23 protein-coding genes, 1 tRNA gene and 1 pseudogene are annotated in these 20,851 nt (G+C 62.0%); 14 read left to right on the top strand and 11 right to left on the bottom strand.

All coding sequences use genetic code 11. The features are described 5' to 3' along the window. Positions 1-124 precede the first annotated feature (124 nt). The 4 genes from PSV23_RS16180 to PSV23_RS16165 all read left to right on the top strand — a co-directional run bounded on the left by PSV23_RS16180 (position 125) and on the right by PSV23_RS16165 (position 2,298). Positions 125-361, top strand: coding sequence for a hypothetical protein (locus PSV23_RS16180; protein WP_300471053.1), 237 nt, complete (start codon positions 125-127; stop codon positions 359-361). Next, on the top strand, positions 358-678 hold the full coding sequence (locus tag PSV23_RS16175; RefSeq protein WP_300471050.1) for a hypothetical protein: 321 nt from the start codon (positions 358-360) through the stop codon (positions 676-678). The genes PSV23_RS16180 and PSV23_RS16175 overlap by 4 nt, the downstream gene beginning before the upstream one ends. A 73-nt stretch (positions 679-751) precedes the next feature. Next, on the top strand, positions 752-1,906 hold the full coding sequence (locus tag PSV23_RS16170; protein WP_300471048.1) for a hypothetical protein: 1,155 nt from the start codon (positions 752-754) through the stop codon (positions 1,904-1,906). Positions 1,907-2,213: 307 nt separating this feature from the next. Further along, positions 2,214-2,298: transfer RNA gene (locus tag PSV23_RS16165), tRNA-Leu, on the top strand. A 79-nt stretch (positions 2,299-2,377) separates the two neighbouring features. Here PSV23_RS16165 and PSV23_RS16160 read toward each other — a convergent pair. Beyond that, a complete protein-coding gene (locus PSV23_RS16160; RefSeq protein WP_300471046.1) occupies positions 2,378-2,986 on the bottom strand; it encodes a hypothetical protein in 609 nt (202 codons plus the stop codon). Positions 2,987-3,076: 90 nt separating this feature from the next. On the opposite strand from PSV23_RS16160, the gene PSV23_RS16155 reads away from it, so the two are divergent. From PSV23_RS16155 to PSV23_RS16145, 3 genes are read left to right on the top strand one after another with little or no spacing between them, the layout of a single operon-like run. Then, positions 3,077-3,271: a hypothetical protein gene (locus PSV23_RS16155; protein ID WP_300471044.1), complete on the top strand. Its 195-nt coding sequence runs from the start codon at positions 3,077-3,079 to the stop codon at positions 3,269-3,271. Further along, positions 3,264-4,412 (top strand): DNA cytosine methyltransferase, encoded by a 1,149-nt coding sequence (locus tag PSV23_RS16150; protein WP_300471041.1) that lies wholly within the window; start codon positions 3,264-3,266, stop codon positions 4,410-4,412. The genes PSV23_RS16155 and PSV23_RS16150 overlap by 8 nt, the downstream gene beginning before the upstream one ends. Before the next feature lie 5 nt (positions 4,413-4,417). Beyond that, complete coding sequence (locus PSV23_RS16145) at positions 4,418-5,143, top strand: GIY-YIG nuclease family protein (RefSeq protein ID WP_300471038.1); 726 nt, start codon at positions 4,418-4,420, stop codon at positions 5,141-5,143. Positions 5,144-5,187: 44 nt separating this feature from the next. On the opposite strand, the gene PSV23_RS17440 is transcribed toward PSV23_RS16145, so the two are convergent. The 4 genes from PSV23_RS17440 to PSV23_RS17435 all read right to left on the bottom strand — a co-directional run bounded on the left by PSV23_RS17440 (position 5,188) and on the right by PSV23_RS17435 (position 9,357). Further along, complete coding sequence (locus PSV23_RS17440; RefSeq protein ID WP_366524259.1) at positions 5,188-5,397, bottom strand: KTSC domain-containing protein; 210 nt, start codon at positions 5,395-5,397, stop codon at positions 5,188-5,190. Between the two features lie 3 nt (positions 5,398-5,400). After that, positions 5,401-7,299, bottom strand: coding sequence for an ATP-binding protein (locus PSV23_RS16140; protein ID WP_300471078.1), 1,899 nt, complete (start codon positions 7,297-7,299; stop codon positions 5,401-5,403). Next, positions 7,289-8,428, bottom strand: coding sequence for an SIR2 family protein (locus tag PSV23_RS16135; RefSeq protein ID WP_300471036.1), 1,140 nt, complete (start codon positions 8,426-8,428; stop codon positions 7,289-7,291). Before PSV23_RS16135 ends, PSV23_RS16140 begins: the two co-directional genes overlap by 11 nt. Before the next feature lie 665 nt (positions 8,429-9,093). Further along, positions 9,094-9,357 carry a helix-turn-helix domain-containing protein gene (locus PSV23_RS17435; protein WP_366524260.1) on the bottom strand — a complete coding sequence of 88 codons (264 nt, stop codon included), beginning with the start codon at positions 9,355-9,357 and terminating at the stop codon, positions 9,094-9,096. Positions 9,358-9,451: 94 nt separating this feature from the next. Between PSV23_RS17435 and PSV23_RS16130 the strand changes: the two genes are divergently transcribed. The 5 genes from PSV23_RS16130 (at position 9,452) to PSV23_RS16115 (ending at position 13,070) form a co-directional block, all read left to right on the top strand. Then, positions 9,452-10,354, top strand: coding sequence for a hypothetical protein (locus PSV23_RS16130; protein WP_300471034.1), 903 nt, complete (start codon positions 9,452-9,454; stop codon positions 10,352-10,354). Between the two features lie 50 nt (positions 10,355-10,404). Further along, complete coding sequence (locus tag PSV23_RS16125; RefSeq protein WP_300471031.1) at positions 10,405-10,617, top strand: hypothetical protein; 213 nt, start codon at positions 10,405-10,407, stop codon at positions 10,615-10,617. Continuing rightward, positions 10,614-11,807 carry a PfkB family carbohydrate kinase gene (locus tag PSV23_RS16120; protein ID WP_300471029.1) on the top strand — a complete coding sequence of 398 codons (1,194 nt, stop codon included), beginning with the start codon at positions 10,614-10,616 and terminating at the stop codon, positions 11,805-11,807. The genes PSV23_RS16125 and PSV23_RS16120 overlap by 4 nt, the downstream gene beginning before the upstream one ends. Then, positions 11,807-12,400, top strand: a complete 594-nt coding sequence (locus tag PSV23_RS17430; RefSeq protein WP_366524258.1) for a 7-cyano-7-deazaguanine synthase — start codon at positions 11,807-11,809, stop codon at positions 12,398-12,400. The genes PSV23_RS16120 and PSV23_RS17430 overlap by 1 nt, the downstream gene beginning before the upstream one ends. A 286-nt stretch (positions 12,401-12,686) precedes the next feature. Continuing rightward, entirely contained in the window at positions 12,687-13,070 is a 384-nt protein-coding gene (locus tag PSV23_RS16115; RefSeq protein WP_300471080.1) for a hypothetical protein, read from the top strand. Between the two features lie 144 nt (positions 13,071-13,214). On the opposite strand, the pseudogene PSV23_RS16110 reads toward PSV23_RS16115, so the two are convergent. Together PSV23_RS16110 and PSV23_RS16105 are read right to left on the bottom strand one after the other, a co-directional pair. Beyond that, positions 13,215-13,403, bottom strand: a pseudogene (locus PSV23_RS16110) (helix-turn-helix domain-containing protein); the annotation flags it as partial. 255 nt (positions 13,404-13,658) lie between these two features. After that, a complete protein-coding gene (locus PSV23_RS16105; protein WP_300471027.1) occupies positions 13,659-14,663 on the bottom strand; it encodes a HEPN domain-containing protein in 1,005 nt (334 codons plus the stop codon). Positions 14,664-14,905: 242 nt separating this feature from the next. Here PSV23_RS16105 and PSV23_RS16100 point away from each other — a divergent pair, with 242 nt between their 5' ends. Continuing rightward, on the top strand, positions 14,906-16,054 hold the full coding sequence (locus PSV23_RS16100) for a hypothetical protein (protein ID WP_300471024.1): 1,149 nt from the start codon (positions 14,906-14,908) through the stop codon (positions 16,052-16,054). Positions 16,055-16,309: 255 nt separating this feature from the next. Here PSV23_RS16100 and PSV23_RS16095 read toward each other — a convergent pair whose 3' ends face one another. Beyond that, complete coding sequence (locus PSV23_RS16095; RefSeq protein WP_300471022.1) at positions 16,310-17,719, bottom strand: ATP-binding protein; 1,410 nt, start codon at positions 17,717-17,719, stop codon at positions 16,310-16,312. Positions 17,720-17,948: 229 nt separating this feature from the next. Between PSV23_RS16095 and PSV23_RS16090 the strand changes: the two genes are divergently transcribed. Continuing rightward, the gene (locus PSV23_RS16090) at positions 17,949-18,422 is read left to right on the top strand and encodes a hypothetical protein (RefSeq protein WP_300471014.1); all 474 of its coding nucleotides are present in this window, start codon (positions 17,949-17,951) and stop codon (positions 18,420-18,422) included. Positions 18,423-18,456: 34 nt separating this feature from the next. Here the strand turns inward: PSV23_RS16090 and PSV23_RS16085 are convergent, their stop codons facing one another. From PSV23_RS16085 to PSV23_RS16075, 3 genes are all read right to left on the bottom strand, one after another. After that, entirely contained in the window at positions 18,457-18,726 is a 270-nt protein-coding gene (locus PSV23_RS16085) for a helix-turn-helix domain-containing protein (protein ID WP_300471013.1), read from the bottom strand. Then, a complete protein-coding gene (locus PSV23_RS16080) occupies positions 18,719-20,044 on the bottom strand; it encodes a site-specific integrase (protein ID WP_300471012.1) in 1,326 nt (441 codons plus the stop codon). The genes PSV23_RS16085 and PSV23_RS16080 overlap by 8 nt, the downstream gene beginning before the upstream one ends. 249 nt (positions 20,045-20,293) lie before the next feature. Continuing rightward, positions 20,294-20,845 carry a hypothetical protein gene (locus PSV23_RS16075; protein WP_300471011.1) on the bottom strand — a complete coding sequence of 184 codons (552 nt, stop codon included), beginning with the start codon at positions 20,843-20,845 and terminating at the stop codon, positions 20,294-20,296. Between the last annotated feature and the right edge of the window lie 6 nt (positions 20,846-20,851).

Here is a 20,851-nt window from a genome sequence, read left to right as displayed (position 1 = left end):
ACGTTCAACCCAACTCGCTTCCTTCGCCTGCGGCTCTGTGCAGCTCCGTTCCCTGGCGGGCGCTTCGCGGGGTTTGATCGCGGGCTTCATGGCCCGCGCCGGCCTCTCCCCATGAAGCCGCGGAATGGTCCGCGGCATCCAGAAGGAGACCGCCATGACCACTCAATCGCTTCCTCTCGGCCGCAAGCCGACCCACCGCCTCTTCCGCGTCGTCGGCGATGGCGAAAGCTCGATCTGGACCCCCATCGGCGCAGCTTGGCCGAACAAGGACGGCCAAGGGTTCAGCATCAACTGCGAAGCTATGCCGCTTTCGGGTCGCATCGTGATGCGCGCCATCACCGAACGTCCGGTGGCGGAATGACCGCCGAGCGCAGCATCGAGGTTCACGCCCTGCATTGGCGAGGCGTGGACATCGAGATCACCTTTGAGCGCGACTGGCTCAGCATCGCACGGGAGCATGATCTGGCGGCGTCGCATCTAACTGTCACCGCCCTCCAGCCGAAGCGCGCCCGCCTCCCGATCACCGAGACCGGCTACCGCTCGCACTTCCTCCACTTCGAGGATGTCGATCAGGCCGGTGGCCCTGCCACCTATGTCGAGGCCTGGCTCGACCAAATGGCACAGTCGCGCGAATGGATCGACTACGAGGAATCCAGCCGTCAGCTATCCCTCTTTTGAGGGATCGTTGGCCTTGCCAACTCCAATCAAGGGTCGATGGCTTTCCGGCCCCGATTTGCTAGAATTTCGCATCATGCATGCCGCCTTCCTCTTCGATACCGATGACGACAAGTACGAAGGCAACTACTATTGGGCCGTCCGGGATTTGATCTTCAAGACCGGCATCATTCAGGCGTCCGGTCGTCACATGAAGATGTCCGTAGGGGACGTCGCCTGGCACGTCGGTGGCCGCGATCCTTCACGGCGGATGGCTGCGCTGGAGGCCGTGTACTTCCAGCCCGAGGCTGCCTTCATTTACGAAGACCGCCTACGCGGCACATTCGGCAAGGCGGAGGTTTTCGCGGTCGTGTTCGAGAATATGACGCGTGAAATCGCTTTGGAGCTTCACCGCGCGCTGACGCCCGACAAACGCTATCTCGGCTTCAAAGAAGCCGTCTTGGAATTCGGCCCGCACCTAGTGGTCTACCGGAACTTGGTCGGCACGGAGTACCGCCTCCAAGGGAGTTACTGCCGCGTCTTCTATTCGATGTCCGAGGAGGATTCGAAGGATCACTATGCCTTGGAGGCGATGCGCGAACTCGGCTTTGACGACGTCGATTGGGAGGACAGCGGCGCGCGGAAAACCATTTTTGACGACTACGACACCCCTGAACACTTCGAACAGGTCGCAGCATTTCGCGCGCTAGCGACACCGTATCTCCCCGATGGAGAAGATGGAGCGTTCGAGTTGGCTATGATCCTAGAAGATCTCAATCCGCGCCTGTTCAATGCACTTGGCGCTGCCGTCCGTACACTCTCGATCGCCAGGAACGAAGAGGATGTCGCACAGGTTGCCGTTTCGGGCCGGCGCTACATGGAGGCGCTGACAGACGCGCTCTTTCCGCCGCGCGCCGAGCATCACAACGGCCGCAAGGTTGGGCAGGCCGAATATAAGAATCGCCTCTGGGCGTACATCGAGATGAATGTCCCGCCCGGGGATGAGCGTTTGACGCTGCTTGGCAAGGAAGGAGACAGGCTATCCGATGAGCTCAACGGCGGGCTTCATGGCGAGCGCCCTAGCGAACGCATTGAGCAAGCGTTGGCCGATGCGGCCGTCCTCACAGCAACGCTTCTAGCGTTGAATCCGATTGCGGCTCGCAAGCCGTATCTCGGCTTCGAAAAGCGCATCATCACATTCTTCAAAGATGGCATTGCGCGGCGCGATGCCGAGGCTGCCTCATCCGTTTGACTGCCAGTGGCGAATTGAAACTCAGGGCCTAGAATCGCGCGCCTCTCGGGGCCGCGACTTTTAGGGCAAGTTAGCGCATGGATTAGCGCACTAGAGAATCAATGCACAATATACCGTTATATAACATTTACTTACTTTAGATTTCACCAGACTCAAAAAGCGGTTTCTCTCTCCTGCGTCAGCCCGCCGCAAGTCAGTGGTTTTTCCTCTGATAGAGCCGAAGGTTCGGGACTCGGCATTCTCGCCACTCGCAAACGGTTGAAACCAGCCTAGGTGCGCGATAGGAGCAGAGCGCGCTGACGCCTGTGCGGGTGTGGTGGAATTGGTAGACGCGCTGGATTCAAAATCCAGTTCCGAGAGGAGTGCCGGTTCGACCCCGGCCACCCGCACCACGACCCTTCTCTACGATATCGCTTTCGCGACAAGTGGGGACATCGGCCCACCGCCCCAAAGCGGGCTTCAGCCTTGAGTCTAGGCCCGATCCTCGCTCAGTGTGGACGTGGGACGCGCGTCGGAATCGGCGAGCACCAGCCGCCCGAACTGATGGAATGAGTCGGTGGTGTCGGCTTGCATGATGATTTTGCCCTCCCAGATGCCCAGTCCGATCCCGGCCCGGTTCGCCAGATCCACCAAGCGAACCGGATCGGCGTCCTCAAGGTAGAGCCGGATCAGCGGAGATGGAAACACATGCGGGGACCCGAACTCGCCGCCGTTGCAGCTGAGCACCGGACGGGCTCCTAGGGTCACTAGGGCGACGCAGGCGGCCCCTACGCCGAGGTCTAGGTGCCAAAGGGCGGCGCGCTCATCATCCATTGGGAGGCCATCTCTGTAGGCGTCTTCGGCGCGGGCTTGGTCAGATGAGGACCGAACCCGCCGCAAGGCCTCCGCCTCGATGGCAACCGCCTCTCGCAGATCGTCAATGTCGCAGGCCTGGAGATCCTGATATTCGCCGTTGCCACCGAGCCCATCATCGTCGGCCGCGTCCAGTTCGGCTTCGGTAAGGACGGCGAGCTGCGACCGGTCGAGCGGCGTGTTCTGGACCGGAACGGGCGGGGCGGCAGGGCCGACGATGCGACTCATGGTCGTTCAGGGTACGATCGGTATCCCGCACGTCGCCAGTGAACAAAATAAGAACTAGACGACCGTCAGCGCCGGCGCCAGATTGGCGCCATGAATCAGTCAGCCATCCCGCTTGATCGCATCAACCTGCGCCTCGCGCCCGAGACATTCGATGAGATTGATCGCGCGCGGGTGGCGCGGCCGGGTCATGTGTCTCGTAATACCTGGGTAACCGAAGCAGTGCAGGAAAAGCTCGCACGCGAGGGCTGCAGCCCGGAACTGAGCGAGGCCCGCCGTCATGGCTAGCTTTTACGAGTTCTTCGCGGGCGGCGGCATGGCGCGGGCCGGCCTCGGCGCAGACTGGACCTGCCTGTTCGCCAACGACTTCGACGCGAAAAAGGGCTTCGCCTATCAAGCCAATTGGGGCACCGGGGGCGAACTGGCCGTCGGCGATATACGGAGCCTGAAGGTCGCTGACCTTCCGGGACGGCCGGACCTCGTCTGGGGCAGCTTCCCTTGTCAGGACCTGTCGCTGGCTGGCGTTGGGGCCGGGCTGGAAGGCGAGCGCTCGGGCACCTTCTATCCCTTCTGGAACGTCGTCGAGGGGCTCATCCGGGACCGACGCGCGCCGCGCATGGTCGCCGTCGAGAACGTCTGCGGCGCCCTCACCTCCCACGGCGGCAAGGATTTTGAGGCCATCTGCCGGACCTTCGCCGAGGGCCGTTACCGCTATGGCGCCCTAGTCATCAACGCTGAGCTTTTTGTCCCCCAGTCTCGGCCCCGCCTATTCGTCGTCGGCGTCCATCAGGAGGTGGAGATTCCGGCAGAACTGCTTTCGCCGGAGCCCATTGATCCCTTCCACACCCGCGCCCTGCGCCGGGCGGTCGCTGCCTTGCCGGAGGCGGTGACGGGCTCGATGGTCTGGTGGAACCTTCCCACCCCCGAACGTCGAACAGAGACCTTCGCCGACCTGATCGAGGATGATCCCGAGAACGTTGATTGGCACACCCAGCTTGAGACCAAACGCCTGCTCGACATGATGTCGCCCGTCAACGAAGCCAAGGTGGCCGCAGCCCGGCGGGCGGGCCGCCGCATGGTCGGCGGGGTGTATCGTCGTACTAGACCTGATGCCTCCGGCACCAAGGTGCAGCGGGCAGAGGTTCGGTTTGATGACATCGCCGGCTGCCTGCGCACACCCGCGGGCGGGTCCAGCCGGCAGATCATCCTCGTCGTCGACGGCAACCGAATCCGTTCGCGCCTGATCTCGGCCCGAGAGACAGCCCGGCTTATGGGCCTGCCGGACGCCTACGCCCTACCGCGCAAATACAACGAGGCCTATCACTTGACCGGCGACGGCGTGGCCGTGCCGGTCGTCCGCCACCTTGCCCGGCACATATTCGAACCGGTCATCAGCGTGACGGCGTCCGAAATCGTCAAGGCCGCCTGAGGCCGATGACGACGGGGGCGCGGTCGCGCGACGAAACCCACCTGCCTCCCTTCGAGACGGAGGATCTTCGCCGCCTGCTCACCGCCTTCCTGGATGAGCCGTTCGACGACGGAGCCGGCGGGCAGATGCGGGTCGGCAATTACCGGTGGGGCGTCTACGCCTTCTTCGACTACGACGGCGAGCCGATCTACGTCGGGCAGACAAACGAGAAGCTGCGGACTCGGATCCGCCGCCATTTGACCAACCAACGGACGGACGCGGTAGCGATGTCGGTCCTTGATCCCTTCGAGGTCCACGACATCGAGGTCTGGCCGCTTCCGCAGCTCGAAGGCGTCAACAGCCGGGATCCGGATGCCCGCGTGGTCCTGAATGCCCTAGAGCGGCTGATCACCCAGCAGGCGGTGGCCGGGTCGACGTTTAAGGCCATTCTCAACGAGAAGGACCCGCCTCCGGGCGCGCTGGTGGTGGAAGCGCCCCGCTCGGCGCGCGGCACGATCGTGTCGGACCGCGTATTCGAACTGCGCAGTCACCCGGATTTTCGGATCGCGCGTCGCGCCCTGATTATTTCCCGCCTCGCGCAGGTCATCTCGGAGCGGAAGGTCCAGGGTGGTCTCCGACGGGTTCTGCAGACCCAGGCGCGGCGTCTCGAATGGTTGGCCCAACGTCGCTACGAAGCGCTCGGTGGGGCGGTCTCAGTAGAAATTGAGGACGATGACGGCACAGGGAGTTGAGGGTTGCGGGGCACCAACCAACGATCAACCGATCGCCGCCGGTGTCAGACGCGTGCGTAACGATAGCGGCCCTTGATATTCGCAGAAAGGAACTGTCCCTTCGACGCGGCCGCTCTCATCTGCTGAAAAACATTTGCCGGTAGATCATAGTATTCGTATCGCGAGCCATTCTTGAACTCGACCGAAAGCACCTTTCGGGCCTCATCGTAGGCCATCCTCGAAATCGTGCTGCTGTCGACGGCTATCCAATTCATGGGTCATCCTTCCTGGATCGGCCCATCGCCCTCGACGAAGACGTATCGGCTCGTTTGCGATCGCCACTGCCGCAGGACAATGGCGTATTTCTCGGCGATGGGCGGAATGGTCCAGCCGCCCTCCTGTTCGTAGCCATCTCCTTGAGCGTCGCCGCGAACAACTACCGTGGGATCGGCGCTATTCGGGCGGCTCTCACGCGACATGGAGTCAATCATCGCCCGGATGGGCAAGCTTACCGCTTCCCCAACGACAATCGCTTCGCCAGTTCGCAGGACCGGCAACATGTCGAACAGTCCCTTGAGATTGTCTGTCGCCGCGCCAGACACTTGGCTGCGGTCGACATCGTTCGCCAAACGCATGGCGAATATGGTCCCGCACTGGGAGAGAATGGTGGTGTCGATTTCCGAAGGCCTCTGGCTCACCAGCATCATGCCGACGCCGTATTTGCGACCTTCCTTGGCGATGCGCTTCACTGTTTCCGAGGCCAGACCCTCGCGTCCCTTGCTCAGATAGGTGTGTGCTTCCTCAAGTACGCACAGCAGAGGTCGTTCCTTGCCTCCCTCAGGCAGGCTGTTGGCCCAGAAAAGCGCATCATAGACGATCCTCAGCACCGCCCCCACGAGGTCATTCAAAATGGAGGATGGGACGCCCGACAAGTCCAGGATCGTGAGCGGCTTTGCGTTGCCGAGCCATCGATCCAGCAGGGTGTCGAGATCGGCCTGCACCGCGCCAGCCAAGTTTGGGCGCCACTTGTCCGGATTGAACAGAAACTGAAGTTGAGGGTCCCGAAGGCGGGATCCCAAGATGCCCACTTCCCGCCTGATATTGATCGGATCCGGTCCCCACTGAACGCGTTCGACGGCGGGACCGGTCGTCTTCACCATTCTGTAGAGTGGCGGAATGACCTGTTCGGCGTCACCGGGCTGCACGGGAGCGCCGGCCGGATCCAAAACATAAGCCGGATGAACGACGTCGGCCGCGCCGCCCGGATCGGGCACGACAGTCTGATACTCTCGACAGTGCAGGTCGAACCACAGTTGGTGGATCGAGAACGGGATCGGGGTATCGGCACTTATGCGCTCTCTGGTCAGGCCTGGGACAGGGTTTGCGTCGAACGTGACCCGTTTCCGGTCCGCGATCATGTCGCCCACAACCGCCTTGTGGTCGTCGGTCAGCGATCCAAACGTCAGCCTGGTCAGTTCGTCGAAACTCAGTGCCCAATACGGAACCCTCAGCGGAAGCTCGCCTCGGTCGAGATAAGGCTCAATCCTCAGCACAGTCGCGACTGACTGAAGCGCTTGGCCGTACTCGCCATGCACATCGAACAGCAGGATGCGTGACGAAGGATAGGCGTTTACGTCCGAGAGGGCCTTAAGGATTGCGGCGACCGTGGTCGACTTCCCAGCCCCGGTCGTTCCGACTACCGCGGAGTGCCGGGTCACAAGCTTGTTGATATTCACGAGTGCCGGGATGGAGTCCGCGCTCGCCAAGTGTCCGATGCGGACGAAATCGATCGGATCGCCCGGACCGTAAATATCTCTGAGATCGGCCTCGGTAACGATGTGAACCGCATCATTGATGGTGGGATGCTGTGAGACACCACGCTCGAAACGTCCTTCCCGCCCCCGTTCACCGACCAGTTGGACCCTCAGCCATTGATTACTCTCGGGCCCAGGCGCGCCTTCTCTCACTGGGGCGGCACCAGCCCCGACCTGTGACACGAGGCCGAAAAGACTCGTGTACCCTAGCGGAATCCGCACGAAACTACCGACCTGACCAATGCGGTAGGCTTCGCCGTTGTGAAAGCTGAGGCCCGTCACCGTGTCTGTCACCAAGGCAACGCTGATTGATGTCCCTGAAACGTCTTGGACCGATCCGATGAGGGTCGAACTAGCTTTCATCAGCAAGTCCCGGCTCGGCTTCTCGATTGGAGAGCTGCGAGGCGAGCAGCGCTCCAAAGGCGGCGAAATCTCCTAGCAGCCATTTGCACTGTCCGTCCGGAGCCGCGGAACGCCCCGGAAGCGCGTCTCGGGTCACGGCGATCTCATAGGCCGGATTGTTGTCCTTGTGGTCACAACACCAAGCCCGCTCGACGGTACCAATCACGCCACCGTCGGCGGCCATGACAGTCAGATTGGCGTATCGCCGCGCGAGCTTGACCGCATCGGGTGCCGAGGCGAGATCGCCGTAGATCAACGCTAGACACGAGGCGTTCGGATTACCGGCGAGACCTTGGGCCAGATAGGCGTTGATGTGCTCGTCGACGAAGGAGTAGCCGCAGGTGACGACCACGCTTTGATGAGCGCGCAGGAAGACTCGCAGCCGGTCCAACATCGCGAGATACGGCATTTGCCGGCTCTGGTCATACTTGAGGTGAGACGGGTAGATCAGCAGTTGCTCGCCATCTACCTTGTCCCGACTACGCCGCACCTGATCGGTCTTGGTGAGCCACCAATTGATTGAGCCATGCATCTTCCACAGTCGCGCCCAACGGGCAGGAAGATCGTCCTCCACCATGGACTCGAGATCCAGGAAGGCGCTGGCTGCGCCGACGAAGCCGTCGAAATAGGGAACGCCCCGGTTCTCCAGCGCTTGCTCCATTAGTTCGTCATAGTTGGTCGTGAAGATCTCGACCGGATGCTCTCGGTAAATCGACTGAATCCAGCTCGCGAGCGTGTGGTACGGCGTGCCTTCGGTCGGGAGAGATTTAGACACCGCCGAACGTACTGTCGTGCAGGCCCCTTCGTCGAACGCCTTCAGCTGGGCCTTGCTGAATCCGTCGACGCCAGACTCGCCGCACAGCGACAAAAGCGTCCTCGCATGACTGAGCAAATCCTCAATCGTCGGTGCCGGGATCTCGCGGCCCTCGACTCGTTCCCATAGGCCGGTCGCCACGGCTTTCGTGCTTCCATCGGCGAGCAACGACGCCTTCACCAGCTGAGTGAGACCGGCGATGTCAGGGATCAGAGCAGCACCGTTCTCTCGAATGGAAAGGGGGCAACCCGCACCGAGGAGGAATGCGATCCGCATCCGCCCAGGCGAGAGACGCTGCAGTATATCTGTCACCCTCCGATAAGGGTCATGCGACGGCAAGCTGTTCGCCGCGCCATTAGTCGCATCTGCCATCTTCGCTTGCCGCCCCTAACTGGAAACTTGCGACTCTAAACGAGTTCCCAGGCAAGCGCCCCTACCGTGCAGCTTGGACCATGCCCACCTACACTGCAAGCTCGGGTTGCAAGCGGTAGGCTTTGATATTGCGGCTATAGACTGTTCTTCCGACCCTCTGCATGCGTCCCGCTGCGACCCGGCTAATCCACATGGCCCACACCCCGAGAGCAGACGCTGAGAACCGCCGCTTTGAGTCACGAACTGACCTGCCGTGCCGGCGCTCTGAAATGTCCGCCTCTGACCCCTTTGCCGACTCAAAAATAATCGCCCTCGGTCGATACAAGAACCTTCGTTCGGCGCTGACTCTTCTCGGACGATGAGAAGGTCCGACTCTATGCAATCGCGATTGCCGCCGACGGAGCGCTGCATATGCGAGCGAACGACTAGAAGGTGCGTGATGGCACGCATCTTATTTCAGTGCGCAAACATGCCAGAGGCTGTGTAAGCGCGGGGTGCCCCGGACGCTTATGGTTGAGCGTCGCCGTTAGCCAAGCTGCGACGGACGCAGGTCGCGATCAGCATAACGCTCAGCGGGTAAGCAGCAGCTCTAGGCTCGCTAGAAATTGCATGACATGCATACGCCGTCTTGGAGAAGTGCTTTCGATGAGTTCTCCCAGTCGCTCCAGTTGCTTGCTGGCGTCATTGGGCGGCTCCTGCTGAAGCCAAGCGGCGAGTGCTGTTGATGTCTTTCGGCCGGGGGAAAGGCCCCCAGACAGCACCCGGCTCATGTGTGGCTGCGAGAGCCCACAGGCGCGTGCGACGTCATTTTGGCTCAACCCCAGCTCTTTCATCCGGCGCTTCACAGCGTCCATATCGACCATATTGTTGTTGACCGGGAGCCATGTATTGCATAGAAATTATATGCATTACATGAGGTCGCGAACCTTGCAACAGATCATTGGCGGCTCCGACGGCGAGTATCGCTTTCTGGAAATCCCGGACCCTGATGCTTGGGTTATGCCTGGAGTGCGATGGGGTGCCTTCGAACACGCTCTAACGCCGGCGTTCTGGGTCAGTCAGGCGTGGCAGGAAGGCGAGCCGGAAGAGGGGTTCCAGCTGTGCAGCACCCTCATCGAGGAGGTTGTGACCTGCCTTCTCGGTGGTCATGGCGCTCCTGCGGAGGTCGGACTGGCCGCGTCTCGACGAGTGATTGAGGCTCTCCGCTTCAATCCGGCGGGTCCCCACGATTTTAGCTGGGCAGAGGAACTTTTGAAGGAGCCGTTGACCGTTCGTGGGCGTCAAGTCCGCTATCGGTTTGCATCTCAGCGCGCAAAATACCTTGCAGGTACGCTCGCGGGCCTAACCCACATCAATGAAAATGGCCTGGACGATCTGGGTCTCCGAGAAGCGTTGTGCGCTCTGCCCGGCATCGGACCAAAGACTGCTTCGTGGATCGTTCGCAACCGAAGGGGGAGCAACGAGGTCGCGATCCTCGACGTCCATATCGTCCGCGCCTGCGTGCACATGGGTGTCTTTCCGGAGGGAGCTGACCCGGCTCGACACTATTTCGACCTCGAGCGACGCTTCCTTGAATTCTGCGCAGGGACGAATGCGAAGGCCTCTCTTATCGACGCGGTGATGTGGGCGATCATGCGCCAACTGGACCGTTCACTGATGCGGCTTCTGATTGACCCCGGAACGCCGATAGCCGAACGTCTGCCCCTTCTTCAATGGGGCGAGGCGCAATGTCAGGTAGTGGCGGAACACGGGACGATTCGAGAGACTACGGGTCGGGAAAGTCGGGGGGCCAAGCGGGAGGCGCTGGCGGCGGCGAGGATCCATGCCTGATCACGCTTCGCGGGCCAATCAATAGCCCGCAAGCCGCAGCGCTGACAGGCGTGGTTGCGGGCGATACTCTGCTTGTCGAAGTCGACAAGACCGGGGTCGCACCGGTGCTCGTCGTAAAGACGCTGGCCGGCGCTCGTGCGGGATCGCTGACCATGTCGGGCTATCTGGCGATGATCGGCTGCATTGATCGCGGGCACAATTACGAAGCTACGGTCATGACGATCGCTGGCGCGATCTATGACGTGCGCGTGACCCGTATATGAGCGGCTTCACGATTGTTGGTGGCGTTTATCGAGAACGCTGCGTCCAGCCCCTGTGGGACTACATTTACGGTTCTGCTGGCCGGGCATTGGCCGCTACGTCGCAGCTAGCTCCCGGCGCGCGACTCGTTTCATACGTCGATGAGGTCACCACACCGGCCGCTCAGATACTGGCATCGGAAAACGGCGGAACGTTTGAGGCGCATGAGACTCATCGCAGCATCTGCTTTGACTACCTCCATCCGCTCGCAACGCCCAGGATCACTCCTCCGCCGGGATCCGCCTCGAACGCGGCAATCGTCGTCACAGATGACGTCGTCCTCCGGTACGGGATGCTGGAAGGCGACTCGATCGTTCACGCCAGGAAAGCGATCTACGACCCCCAATCATCTTTCGGCGCGAAGCGGTTCGAGGAAAATGGATCAACGGCTGATCGCTTGGCGGTCGTTCTGAATCAAACAGAAGCCCGGTCAATGACCGGTGAGCGCGATGCGAAGGCTGCAGCGGTCTCGCTGCTATCGAGCGGCGTGGAAGTCGTCGTCCTGAAAATGGGGCCCCAGGGCGCGCTGGTGGTAACAGCGGGGCGCGAGCAACTGGTGCCACTCTATAAGTCCAACACTGTCTTCAAGATTGGATCGGGCGACGTGTTTTCGTCCACCTTCGCGGCGTTGTGGGGTGTTCAGGGGTACGACCCGGTGGAAGCCGCAGACATCGCGTCCAGAGCGACGGCTTACTACTGCCAAGAACGTACCCTTCCGCCGCCTTCACCTGAGGCATTAAAGGAGCTGGAATTTCAGCCCGTCAGCCCCGGCACCGGCACGATCTACCTCGCCGGTCCCTTCTTCGATATCGGTCAACGATGGTTGGTCGAGGAAACGCACGATCTTCTGCGCGAGATGGGTGCGGACGTGTTTTCTCCAGTGCATGCCGTCGGGCCTGGGCCGGCTCACATCGTGGCACCGGAGGATATCGCCGGACTTGAGGCCTCCGATGTGGTGTTTGCGATCCTGAACGGCATGGACCCCGGAACCATCTTCGAGGTCGGCTACGCCATAAAGAAGGATATTCCCGTCGTGGGTCTCGCTCAGAACGTTCGCCCTGAGGATTTGAAGATGATGGCCGGAACGGGCTGTGAGATTCAGGACGACTTCGCGTCTGCGATCTACCGCGCCATTTGGTCTCTGCCGGCCTGATGGCAGCGCTCCTGCTCTCCGGAGGTATGGATTCCGTCAGCATCGCCTGGTGGAAACGCCCATCGGTCTCAATTTTCGTTGATTACGGACAGAAGCCAGCACGGGCCGAAGAGGGAGCCGGTCGCGCGGCGGCCGAGGTCATGGGGCTGCGCTACGAAGTGGTCCGCGCCGATTGTTCAGCACTAGGGTCCGGCGATCTAGCCGGGCGTCCCGCAGCAGCCGTTGCGCCGGCAAGCGAATGGTGGCCGTACCGAAACCAGCTCATTCTAACGATTGCGGGGACGGCGGCTCTTCAGTTGGGCGAAACAGAGCTGATGATTGGCGCCCTGCGGACGGACGGGCACCACGCGGATGGCCGACCGGAATTCATCCAGAAAATATCTGCATTGATGGAGATGCAGGAGGGAGGACTCTCCGTAACGGCCCCCGCCGTCGATCTATCAGCCCCTGAGCTGGTTGATATTTCCCAGATACCGCAAAGCGTACTCGCTTGGGCTCACTCGTGTCACACCGGCAACCTCGCGTGTGGGCAATGCCGGGGATGCGTCAAACACTTCGAGACTTGGAAAGCACTTGGTTGGACCCCGCATTAAGGAGCCTTTTCCTCGCCCGATAGCGGGTTGGGTGCCGTTCGTTTGGCCTGTTGAAGCGGGTGAACCGCTGGCGGCGGTATGGCAGGGCGACGGTAGATCTTTCGCGGATGTGGCTTGGTCTCGGCGCTCCAGGTTAGGTGCCGGCGTGACTCTAGCCGCTACCGGCAATCTGCTGCACCACCTAGCGCGCGACTTGAATCCTCCCCGCGTAGGGCGTGCTGGTCTTCCGATTCATGAGCGGATCGCCCCTTCGGCCGGAGGACTGCATCCGTGTAGTTTTGTCTGTGTGAGCAATGTGGAAGGGCGCGTCCTGCTCTATGATCCGATTTCTCACGCGTTCCGCCCCTTCAAAGGGGACCAGCAACGGCTTACGGACATCAATCGCTGCGATGTCGAACAGATTCTTGGCTCGGCTCCGGGCGTGACTGTCAGGATCGTCGCCGACGTCTCGTTGGTCGGTGCCGCCTATGAGAACCCCGAAACGCTCATTCTCCGTGATGCTGGCGCACTGTTGCCGGTGGCTGGAATGCTAGCGGAATGGCTGGGCCTATTGGTTTGTCCCCTCGGCTTCCTGGGTTCAAGCTTCATGGATCAGCTCGGCTTACCGCGCGAAAGGTTCATGGCCGTAGGTGGTTTTCAGCTTTCTTCGAACGACTGTGCGTCCCGCTGATATGGGAGCAGCCCCTTCGCAGGACCGCCCGATCACGCTTGCTGCTGGCGCGTTCGGGACGTCGGGAACCCCTGCGGCTGGCGCTTCCGGAAGTTCCGCTTTCGCAGGTGCGCCCTCGGCACACCTACCCCGAGCGGGGAGCGTCCAGGCCTCTAAGTCCTCCCGAGTATAGAGGACCGTGCCGCCTGCTCGGCGGAACGCCGGCCCTGTGCCTTGGCTGCGATGCTTCTCCAGCGTCCTTGGAGAGATGCGCAGGAGCGCCGCGGCCTCGGGGGTCCGCAGGAAGTGGACGGTCTCAGACAGGCGATCGGACACGGGCTGGCGCTCCTGCATCCATAACCTGCCTGAACCGCACCACTCGTGAGACCGGCGCCTCTCCCACCGCATGATTCCGGAGCCGCGATGAACTGATCGCCGTGACCGGCGACCCAACTCAAGTCGATTTGTCTGACAATGCCGGCGCAAAGCCTATCCTGCCCTAGACAGTCACGAGCCTTGCCAGCCGCCTATTTCTAGCTCTGGAGATCAGGGGATTCCGACGGCACCTAGGGCTGCGCTGGACGAGCTGGCTGCAGCTTTCCGAGAAGCTCAGCTGTCGACTGAAGGGTCTCTGAGGGAAGCCAACCGGGCCTCACAAAGAGCGATCACCCGGCTTTGCAGCAGTTCGATCCGCTCTCGCGTCCAAGCCAGCTCCTCGGCGTTGACCCTATAGCTTCGAGAGTAGCGCGCCTTGACGTAGGCTTGGCGCAGAAGCTCGAAGCACCGCTTCTGGAACTTCGCTTCCGTCGGCCAAATTTCCGCCAGCGACGGCTCGATCTGCTCGGCGAGATTTCTTAGGCGGACGAGGTTGTGGCTCTTGGGCGTGTACAGCGTCCGCACCAACAGCAGACCGTTGTAGAGGTGCTCGGCGGCTTGGTGCAGCTCAAATGCCGCCTCGTTGGTAAAGCCACGGCTAACAGCGAAAGCAGCTAGCTCTAGGCGACGCGATGCCGGAGGTATCCAGTCTTCATAGTGCGCCCCGGCCTCGGCCAGCGCGGCTTCTCGCTCCAAGGGCTGCGGCTCAGCAAATGCCGGAGCACTCTCCGCCTCATAGATCACGACGCCGTCGTTCAGGATGTCGACGAAGAACGGCCGGCCTCTCCCAAGCGCGTCATCGACCTCGGCCTGGCTATGGACGATGAAGCTGACCGGCGTACGCAACCGCTTGCCCGCCGACAACTCCGCCAGCAGCTTCCTCTCTGCCCCATCCCAGTACTCCAGCACGTCGGTGTGCGCCTCGTCCGCCACCACCACCAAGAGGTCGTAGTCGGAGAAATACCGCCCCACCGGATCCTCGACCCAGTCACCGCGCGCATAGCTCCCGTAGAGGACAATCCGCAGGATACGGCCGTTTTTCAGGCGCTCGGCCTGACGCGTCGAGATCGCTTCGTCGAAGCTGGTTCTCAGCAGCTCGACGACGAAGGCCAGCTCTGCCCGCTTGCCTGCCGGAAGATGATCGAGCGAACGCGCCATGCCCTTGGTCTGGCTCCTGCGGCGCCGCTTGGCAATCCGCTGCTCCTCGAAAGAGGCTCGGTGATAGTCACGCCGGATCATCCCCGGAGTCTCCCGCATCATAGCCCAACACGCAACGGCGGCGCGCTCCGCACACCCCGCGCAATCGCCATGGCGGCCCTATGCCGGACCGGCGGCGGCGCGTCAGGGGTGAGCGCGCCGCGCTCATCGCGCAGCGACGGCGAAGCCGCCCTTGAAGCGACGCCGGCGGTCTGGCCCACTCTCACCCCAGGCGAGGCCGCGCGGCCGACCACCCCAACTTCGATCCAGCTCCCGGTCTCCACATGCCCCTTCTCTCGCGCCAGGCGCTTTACGATCTTGTCTGGAAAGAGCCGGTCCGCACGGTCGCCGCATCGCTCGGCCTCTCGGACGTGGGCCTCAAGAAGCACTGCGTGGCGGCCAACATCCCGGTGCCCGACCGCGGCTACTGGGCCAAGCTGAACGCCGGCAAGCCTGTGGTGCACGTCAGCCTCCCCCAGCGCGCGCCCGGAAAGGCGGCGTTCATTCAGATCGGCGCTCCGGCCCGACACTGGCCTTACGACCCAGCGGCGGAACTGGCCGAGCCCCTCCCCGAGGCTCCGACGTTCGAGGAACCGCTGGAAGACGTCCACGGGAGGATTATCAAACAGGTCGGCAAGGTCCCGCGCGTGCGGGACCTCTCGTCACCGACGGCTGTCGTACGCAAACTGATCGAGGCCGACACGAAGCGACGCATCAAATACCAGGCCTCCAGCTTCGGTTGGGATCCTCCGCTCTTTGACTCGCCTTTCGAGCAGCGCCGGCTGCGAGTGCTGGATGCCCTTGCCAGCGGATTGTCGCGTCAAGGCGCGAAGATGGATGTCACGGGAAAGACGGGCCGCGATCTCCGTGTGAAGATCGGCGATCAATGGTTGGCGTTCAGCCTGGACCACCCGACAGCCAAACCGGACCGCTGGGGTGAACATCAGGTCCAGGCCGGTCCGGTCGGACCTCTGAAGTTTGAACTGAAGCCGCGTTGGGACGAGGACGTGCCCCGTCGGGTGTGGGCTGACGAAGAGGGCAGCAAGCTTGAAGACCAGCTGACTGAGATCGTCGCCGCCGCTCTGCTGACCGGTGAAGCGGAGTATCGCAACCTCGCGCGATCTCAACACGCCTGGGCGATCCAACGACGCGCCCAGAACGAAGCCGAGATCATCAAGCGGCGTACCGAAGCCGAGAAACAGGAACGCGAACGTCTGGAACGTGAGGCTCAGGAGCGCAGGGATCTGTTGTTCTCACAGGCGCACGCGTGGCGCACCGCCATGGATATAAGAGGCTTTGTAAGCGCCGTTCTGGAACAAAGTGCGTTGGATGGCTCCGGTTCGCACAAGGATTGGAGCGATTGGGCGTTAAGCGAAGCGGACCGTCTGGACCCGGTTAAGCAGGACGTACTTCGCGCTCCCGAGGGATTTTAACGCGTTAAATTTTAGCGACGCTATTTATGGCCGGAAAATCGCCGGGAGGCATTTTCCTAACGCCGACTCGGTTTGCGATTAAATGAGCAAAGCGCCGTAGCGTCGGATTTTACGACATTCGTAGAGCGATCTTTGAGCCAGCTTTTAAATAGCCAATCGCTGCGTCGTTCGGATTAGCGATAAAATTGGAGATCGTTGGAAAGGATCGCTTTTCCAACGCTACGATCGCGCAATGCGTTGTGCGTTTAAATGGGCTTATGCCCAGAACGGCAAATAGCGCGCGTAACGACGAGATTCTCCGCCGGTCGCGTCGAGCTTTATAAAACCGGCTTCGATCGTAGCTGCGATAATTTGCGAGACAGTCGCCAACTTGGCTTCTCCCAAGCCAAAACGTTCGCGTAGCGTTTGGTTGGTCATTCGCTCCGAGAGAACGTATTTCAGCACGCAGTGTTGATAGCAGGCGCGGATGCGGCCTTCGCGATCCATCTCATCAAACGGCTTCTGGCCGTAAATCGTCGCGACCGTTCTGCGATGCGCCGCTCTGAAGTCAGGTGCCGGAAGTTGATACCGTTCCGCCAGGTCAACGACACGATCAATGCCGCTGCTGCGCTCTTCGCAGATCGACATGCGGCGCATGAGGTCCGCCAGACGTTCGTTCCGAGATTGATAGCCGTCGATAAATCGCTCAACCGGAACGACGGGCTCGCCCGGGTTCGAAATCTCCAGCCGGTTGGAATACACCTCGATCATCGGGGACATGCCGCTGATCGAAAGGTCCTGGTGCACGAGGGCATTGGCGATCAATTCACGAACCGCATGCTCAGGCAGCAGCTTCACCTTTTCCCGTAGCGCATGCTCGATGACTTCATTCTGAGGCAACTGAGCCATGACGAAATCGACGAGCCCTTGGAAGCCTACGGCGTAGCCACGCTGCCAAATCTGGTCGATCCGGGTATTCAGCTTTGAGGGTCCATCATAAACGAGGACTCTCGGCGCCTTCCTGGCGAGATCGGGAAATTGGTCGAGTCGCTTCGCAAGCAGCAGACCGCCAAGGCGACGGATCGAAAAGCCGGCAGGTTCGCGATCAATCAGGCGCTCCTGGACAAGCTTTTCCAGAACGCCTTCCTGCGACGTTGGATAGGGCAGCTTGAGAAGCTCGAAGAAGGTCTGGGTGTCGAGCAACTCTACGATCTGCGCGGCGTCCAACCCGGATAGCGAAGGTTGCTCGACCCAATCCGGCTGGCCTTCCGCAAAGATGGCTCTCAACCGATCCTCGGACATGGGTCGAAGGCTTTCGCCGGAGCGCATGAGGTATTTGCCGTCGACGTGATGGGCAGTCCCGCGAAGGCGCGGCGGGATCGTGAAGACGACGACTCTCCCGTCGTCGTGGTCCACGGCCTCAACCTCCACCCGGAAACCCACAGCCAGGAAAAGTCTGTCCGCGGTATCGACGATGTTGGGGAACGCCTGACTGCCCACCACCGCCCGAGGCTTCGCGTCAGAGACCCCCAGGACCAGGTGCCCGCCGCCCTCGTTGGCGATGGCGACGCAATACTCCTTCAGCTTCTCGAAATTGAAGGAGGCCTTAGCTTCCTTGAACTCTAAGGCTTGGTGTTCGGTCGGCTCCTGCCGCCAAAGATCGATCTGCGCTGCCGTGATCGCCATATGCTTCTGAATAGCGGATGTCGTCCGATCGGCAATCTCCGAAAGGCCCGGTCGGCGGCTCCGCCTTGGCAAGGTCGAAGCCCTACGGTCGAAGACCCCTGCCAATCCCCTTGTCCAAAATTGTAGTGTTATTTCGGACATGACCCCAATTTCCTGCTGGGCGCACACATCTCCCCTTGGATAGCGGTATGTTCATTGTCGCCGAGATAGATGGGGTTTGGAGACCCAAATGCGACGACAGAAAGCCTTGTTGATCGGCCTTTCAGTCTTGGCCTTGGTCGGATGCAGCGGGGATGCCGGCGACCGGTACGTGGTCACGGCTAACGACGATATTCTCGTTGTCCTGGAAGATGTCGTTCGCGGCGACGGCGGTGCTCTCTCCACTGCGACCGTGCACTATATCCTCGCCGTCCCCCAGCCACTGGAGGAGGGTCAGACGGCAGGGCGGCACATCCAGAGAATGACCTACAGAAGCCGGTTCGACTGCCCACAAAGGACCTGGGGCTCAATCTCTCGGAGCTACACGTTTGAGGATGGCGGGACCGTCAGCGAGACGGAATCGGTTACAGCGCTGCAACCGGCTGCGCCCGACAGCGTAGCCGGTCAGATCATCGCAACGGTCTGCGATCCCGCGACGGCTCAGGCGGCACGAAACCATAGATCCCTGGAGAGGCTTGAGCAGCGGTACCGTGCCGCGCTGTAGGCCCGGCGGCGACAAGAGCCCTCCGTGGCAGGGATCAGTAGAGTCTTTGCAACCCGCCAGCCGTCTGAATGTGTCGGCAGTTAGCGACCCATGCCTCCAGATCAGTGAGCGCATAGCGAACCGCCTTGCCGAACTTGTAGAAGGCGGGCCCGGTCCCCTTGGCGCGGTAGCACTCCAGAGAATGCGGGCTGAGCGCCAGAAATCGCGCGGCCTCCTCCGTCGTCACGAACGCAACCGGCCCCAGATCGTCAACGAGAACCGCGCGTGCGACGAGGTTCGGCGAGGGCCAACGACTCTTAGTCATGGGCGTGGCCCTCCACTGGCTTGCGGGCAGCCCGCAACTTTCCTGCGCGTCTCAGCGGTCGATAGGCGCCAAGAGCCGTGCGCGGCGGCGGCAGGGACAGCGCCGGTCGCCTGAGCGGCGCCAGATCGTACGGCTTGACGCCCGCGCCTTCCGTCAGGTCGCGTCGACGGCTCGCGACCTTGTCCGCGGCGGCGCGGATGGCATCGTCCTCCGGATGCACGTAGCGCATGAACATGGTCACCGTCTTATGGGCGGTCAGCGCCATGCCGATCTTGGTCGGCACGCCGGAGTTGGCGATGTCGGTCGCCGCCCGGTGGCGGATGGCGTGGGTCCCGTAGTGCCGAACACCGGCTCTCTGGAGAATGCGCGTCCAGCCACCAGAGTAAGTGTGGGTTGGCATCGGCGCTTTCGGATTGAACAGGGCCGGGACCACATAGGGGCTGCCTGCCAACCTCGGCGCCTTCTCAAGCAAGGCCGCGGCCTCGTCGGTCAACGGCTTGGACATGCCGCCGGTCTTGCTGTCGGGCCAGGCCACCCTTCGGCGGCCGAAGTCGATCCACTCCCAGCGCAGGCCGAGGATCTCCGACTTGCGCGCGGCGAAGGCGAACTGGAGCCGGATCGCCAGCAGGATGAAGGGATGCTCCAGCCCCTCCCGCTCGGCCTGATCCATGTAGGCGAACAGCCGGCGCATTTCGTCGTCGGTGATGAAGCGTGTGTGCGACCTCTGCGGATAGCGCGGCACATGCCGACACGGATTGGACCCGTCCGGTCGGTAGCCCCAGACTTCGGCGAGGTTGAACATCTTGCGCAGCAGCGACAGCAGATGGTTGGCCGCCGTCGGAGTCGCCTGCATGGATCCGATCAGGTCGGCGATATGCGGACGGGTGACGTCCTGCACCTTCATTGCCCCTAGTTTCGGGACGACGTGGGCGCGGATGCGATCCCGGTTGCCGCGCACCGTGCTCGCCCGGTTCCGCGGCTCGGAGTACTCCCGCATGAACCGCTCGCACAGGTCAGCCATGTCGGGCGCCAGCCGGGCCTGGGTGCGCTCGGCGCTCGGGTCCTCGCCCCGGCGCACATCGGCCAGCCAGTCGCGCGCGACGGCGCGCGCCTGTTCGACCGTCAGTTCTCCGAACCGGCCGATCGCCGGCTTGCGGCGCCGGCCCTGCACATTGGTGTAGGCGAGCATGAAGACCTTGCCGCCGGCCGGGGTGACCTTGAGGAGGAAGCCGGGGGTGAGGGCGTCGCGCAATTCATAGTCGCGCTCGCGCGGAGACGCGGCCTCCACGAGCGTCTTGGTGAGCTTGATTCTGGACATCGGACCTCCGTTTCCGGTTCAGCCCTAGGTGCTCGCTAGGTGCAGCGAGAGAGCGAACCGCCTCGTAGAGAAGGCGACGATCTCGCAAGGCATTATTCCGGATTGTCTACCCGTAACAATGACTTGTCGTATAATCGGCGGCGATCTCGTGGAATGTCGTAGCGCATTCCGCGAGGCTCAAAATCCAGTTCCGAAAGGAGTGCCGGTTCGACCCCGGCCGCCCGCACCACGAACAGGAACGGCGTCAGATCATCCCGTTGGCCGCAGATATTCCGCGGGTATGGGCGCGGCCGGCGTTTCGGCCTGCCAGTAGACGCTGATCACCCACCAGCGCGCGCCGTCGTTGAACAGCTGGATGCTGTTGATCCCTCGGGCAAAGGGTTGCGGGTCTGACAGGTGGTGCAGACTTTCATACGTGGACCAGACATGGACGATCCGGCCGAACCGCTCCGAGCGGTGCGCGATCTCGCGTTCATGGAACCCTTCAGCCAGCAACAGCGGCTCGCTGCGGGTGATGTATTCGTCGGGCGTGACCGAGCGGACGACGCCCTGACCCTCGCGGTTCATGCCCGAGGGCATCAGCCGGGCGGTGGGATGGAACAGCGACCGGAAGCGGCTCCAGTCGCGGGCCACGCCGGCGTCTCCCGAGATGACCTCATAGAGTGCGGCGACGACGGCCTCGGGCGTGGCGACATCCGCTGGAGCGGCGGCCGAAACCGGAACCGGCGGAGCCGCGGTCTGGGCCGCGGCGGGAGCGGCGCAACCGAAGGCCAGCGCAGCCACAAGTATCGAAAGACGCATCCTGCC

The organism is Brevundimonas sp. (genome assembly GCF_029946145.1).
Lineage (GTDB): Bacteria > Pseudomonadota > Alphaproteobacteria > Caulobacterales > Caulobacteraceae > Brevundimonas.
This window is presented reverse-complemented; position numbering and strand designations above follow the sequence as displayed.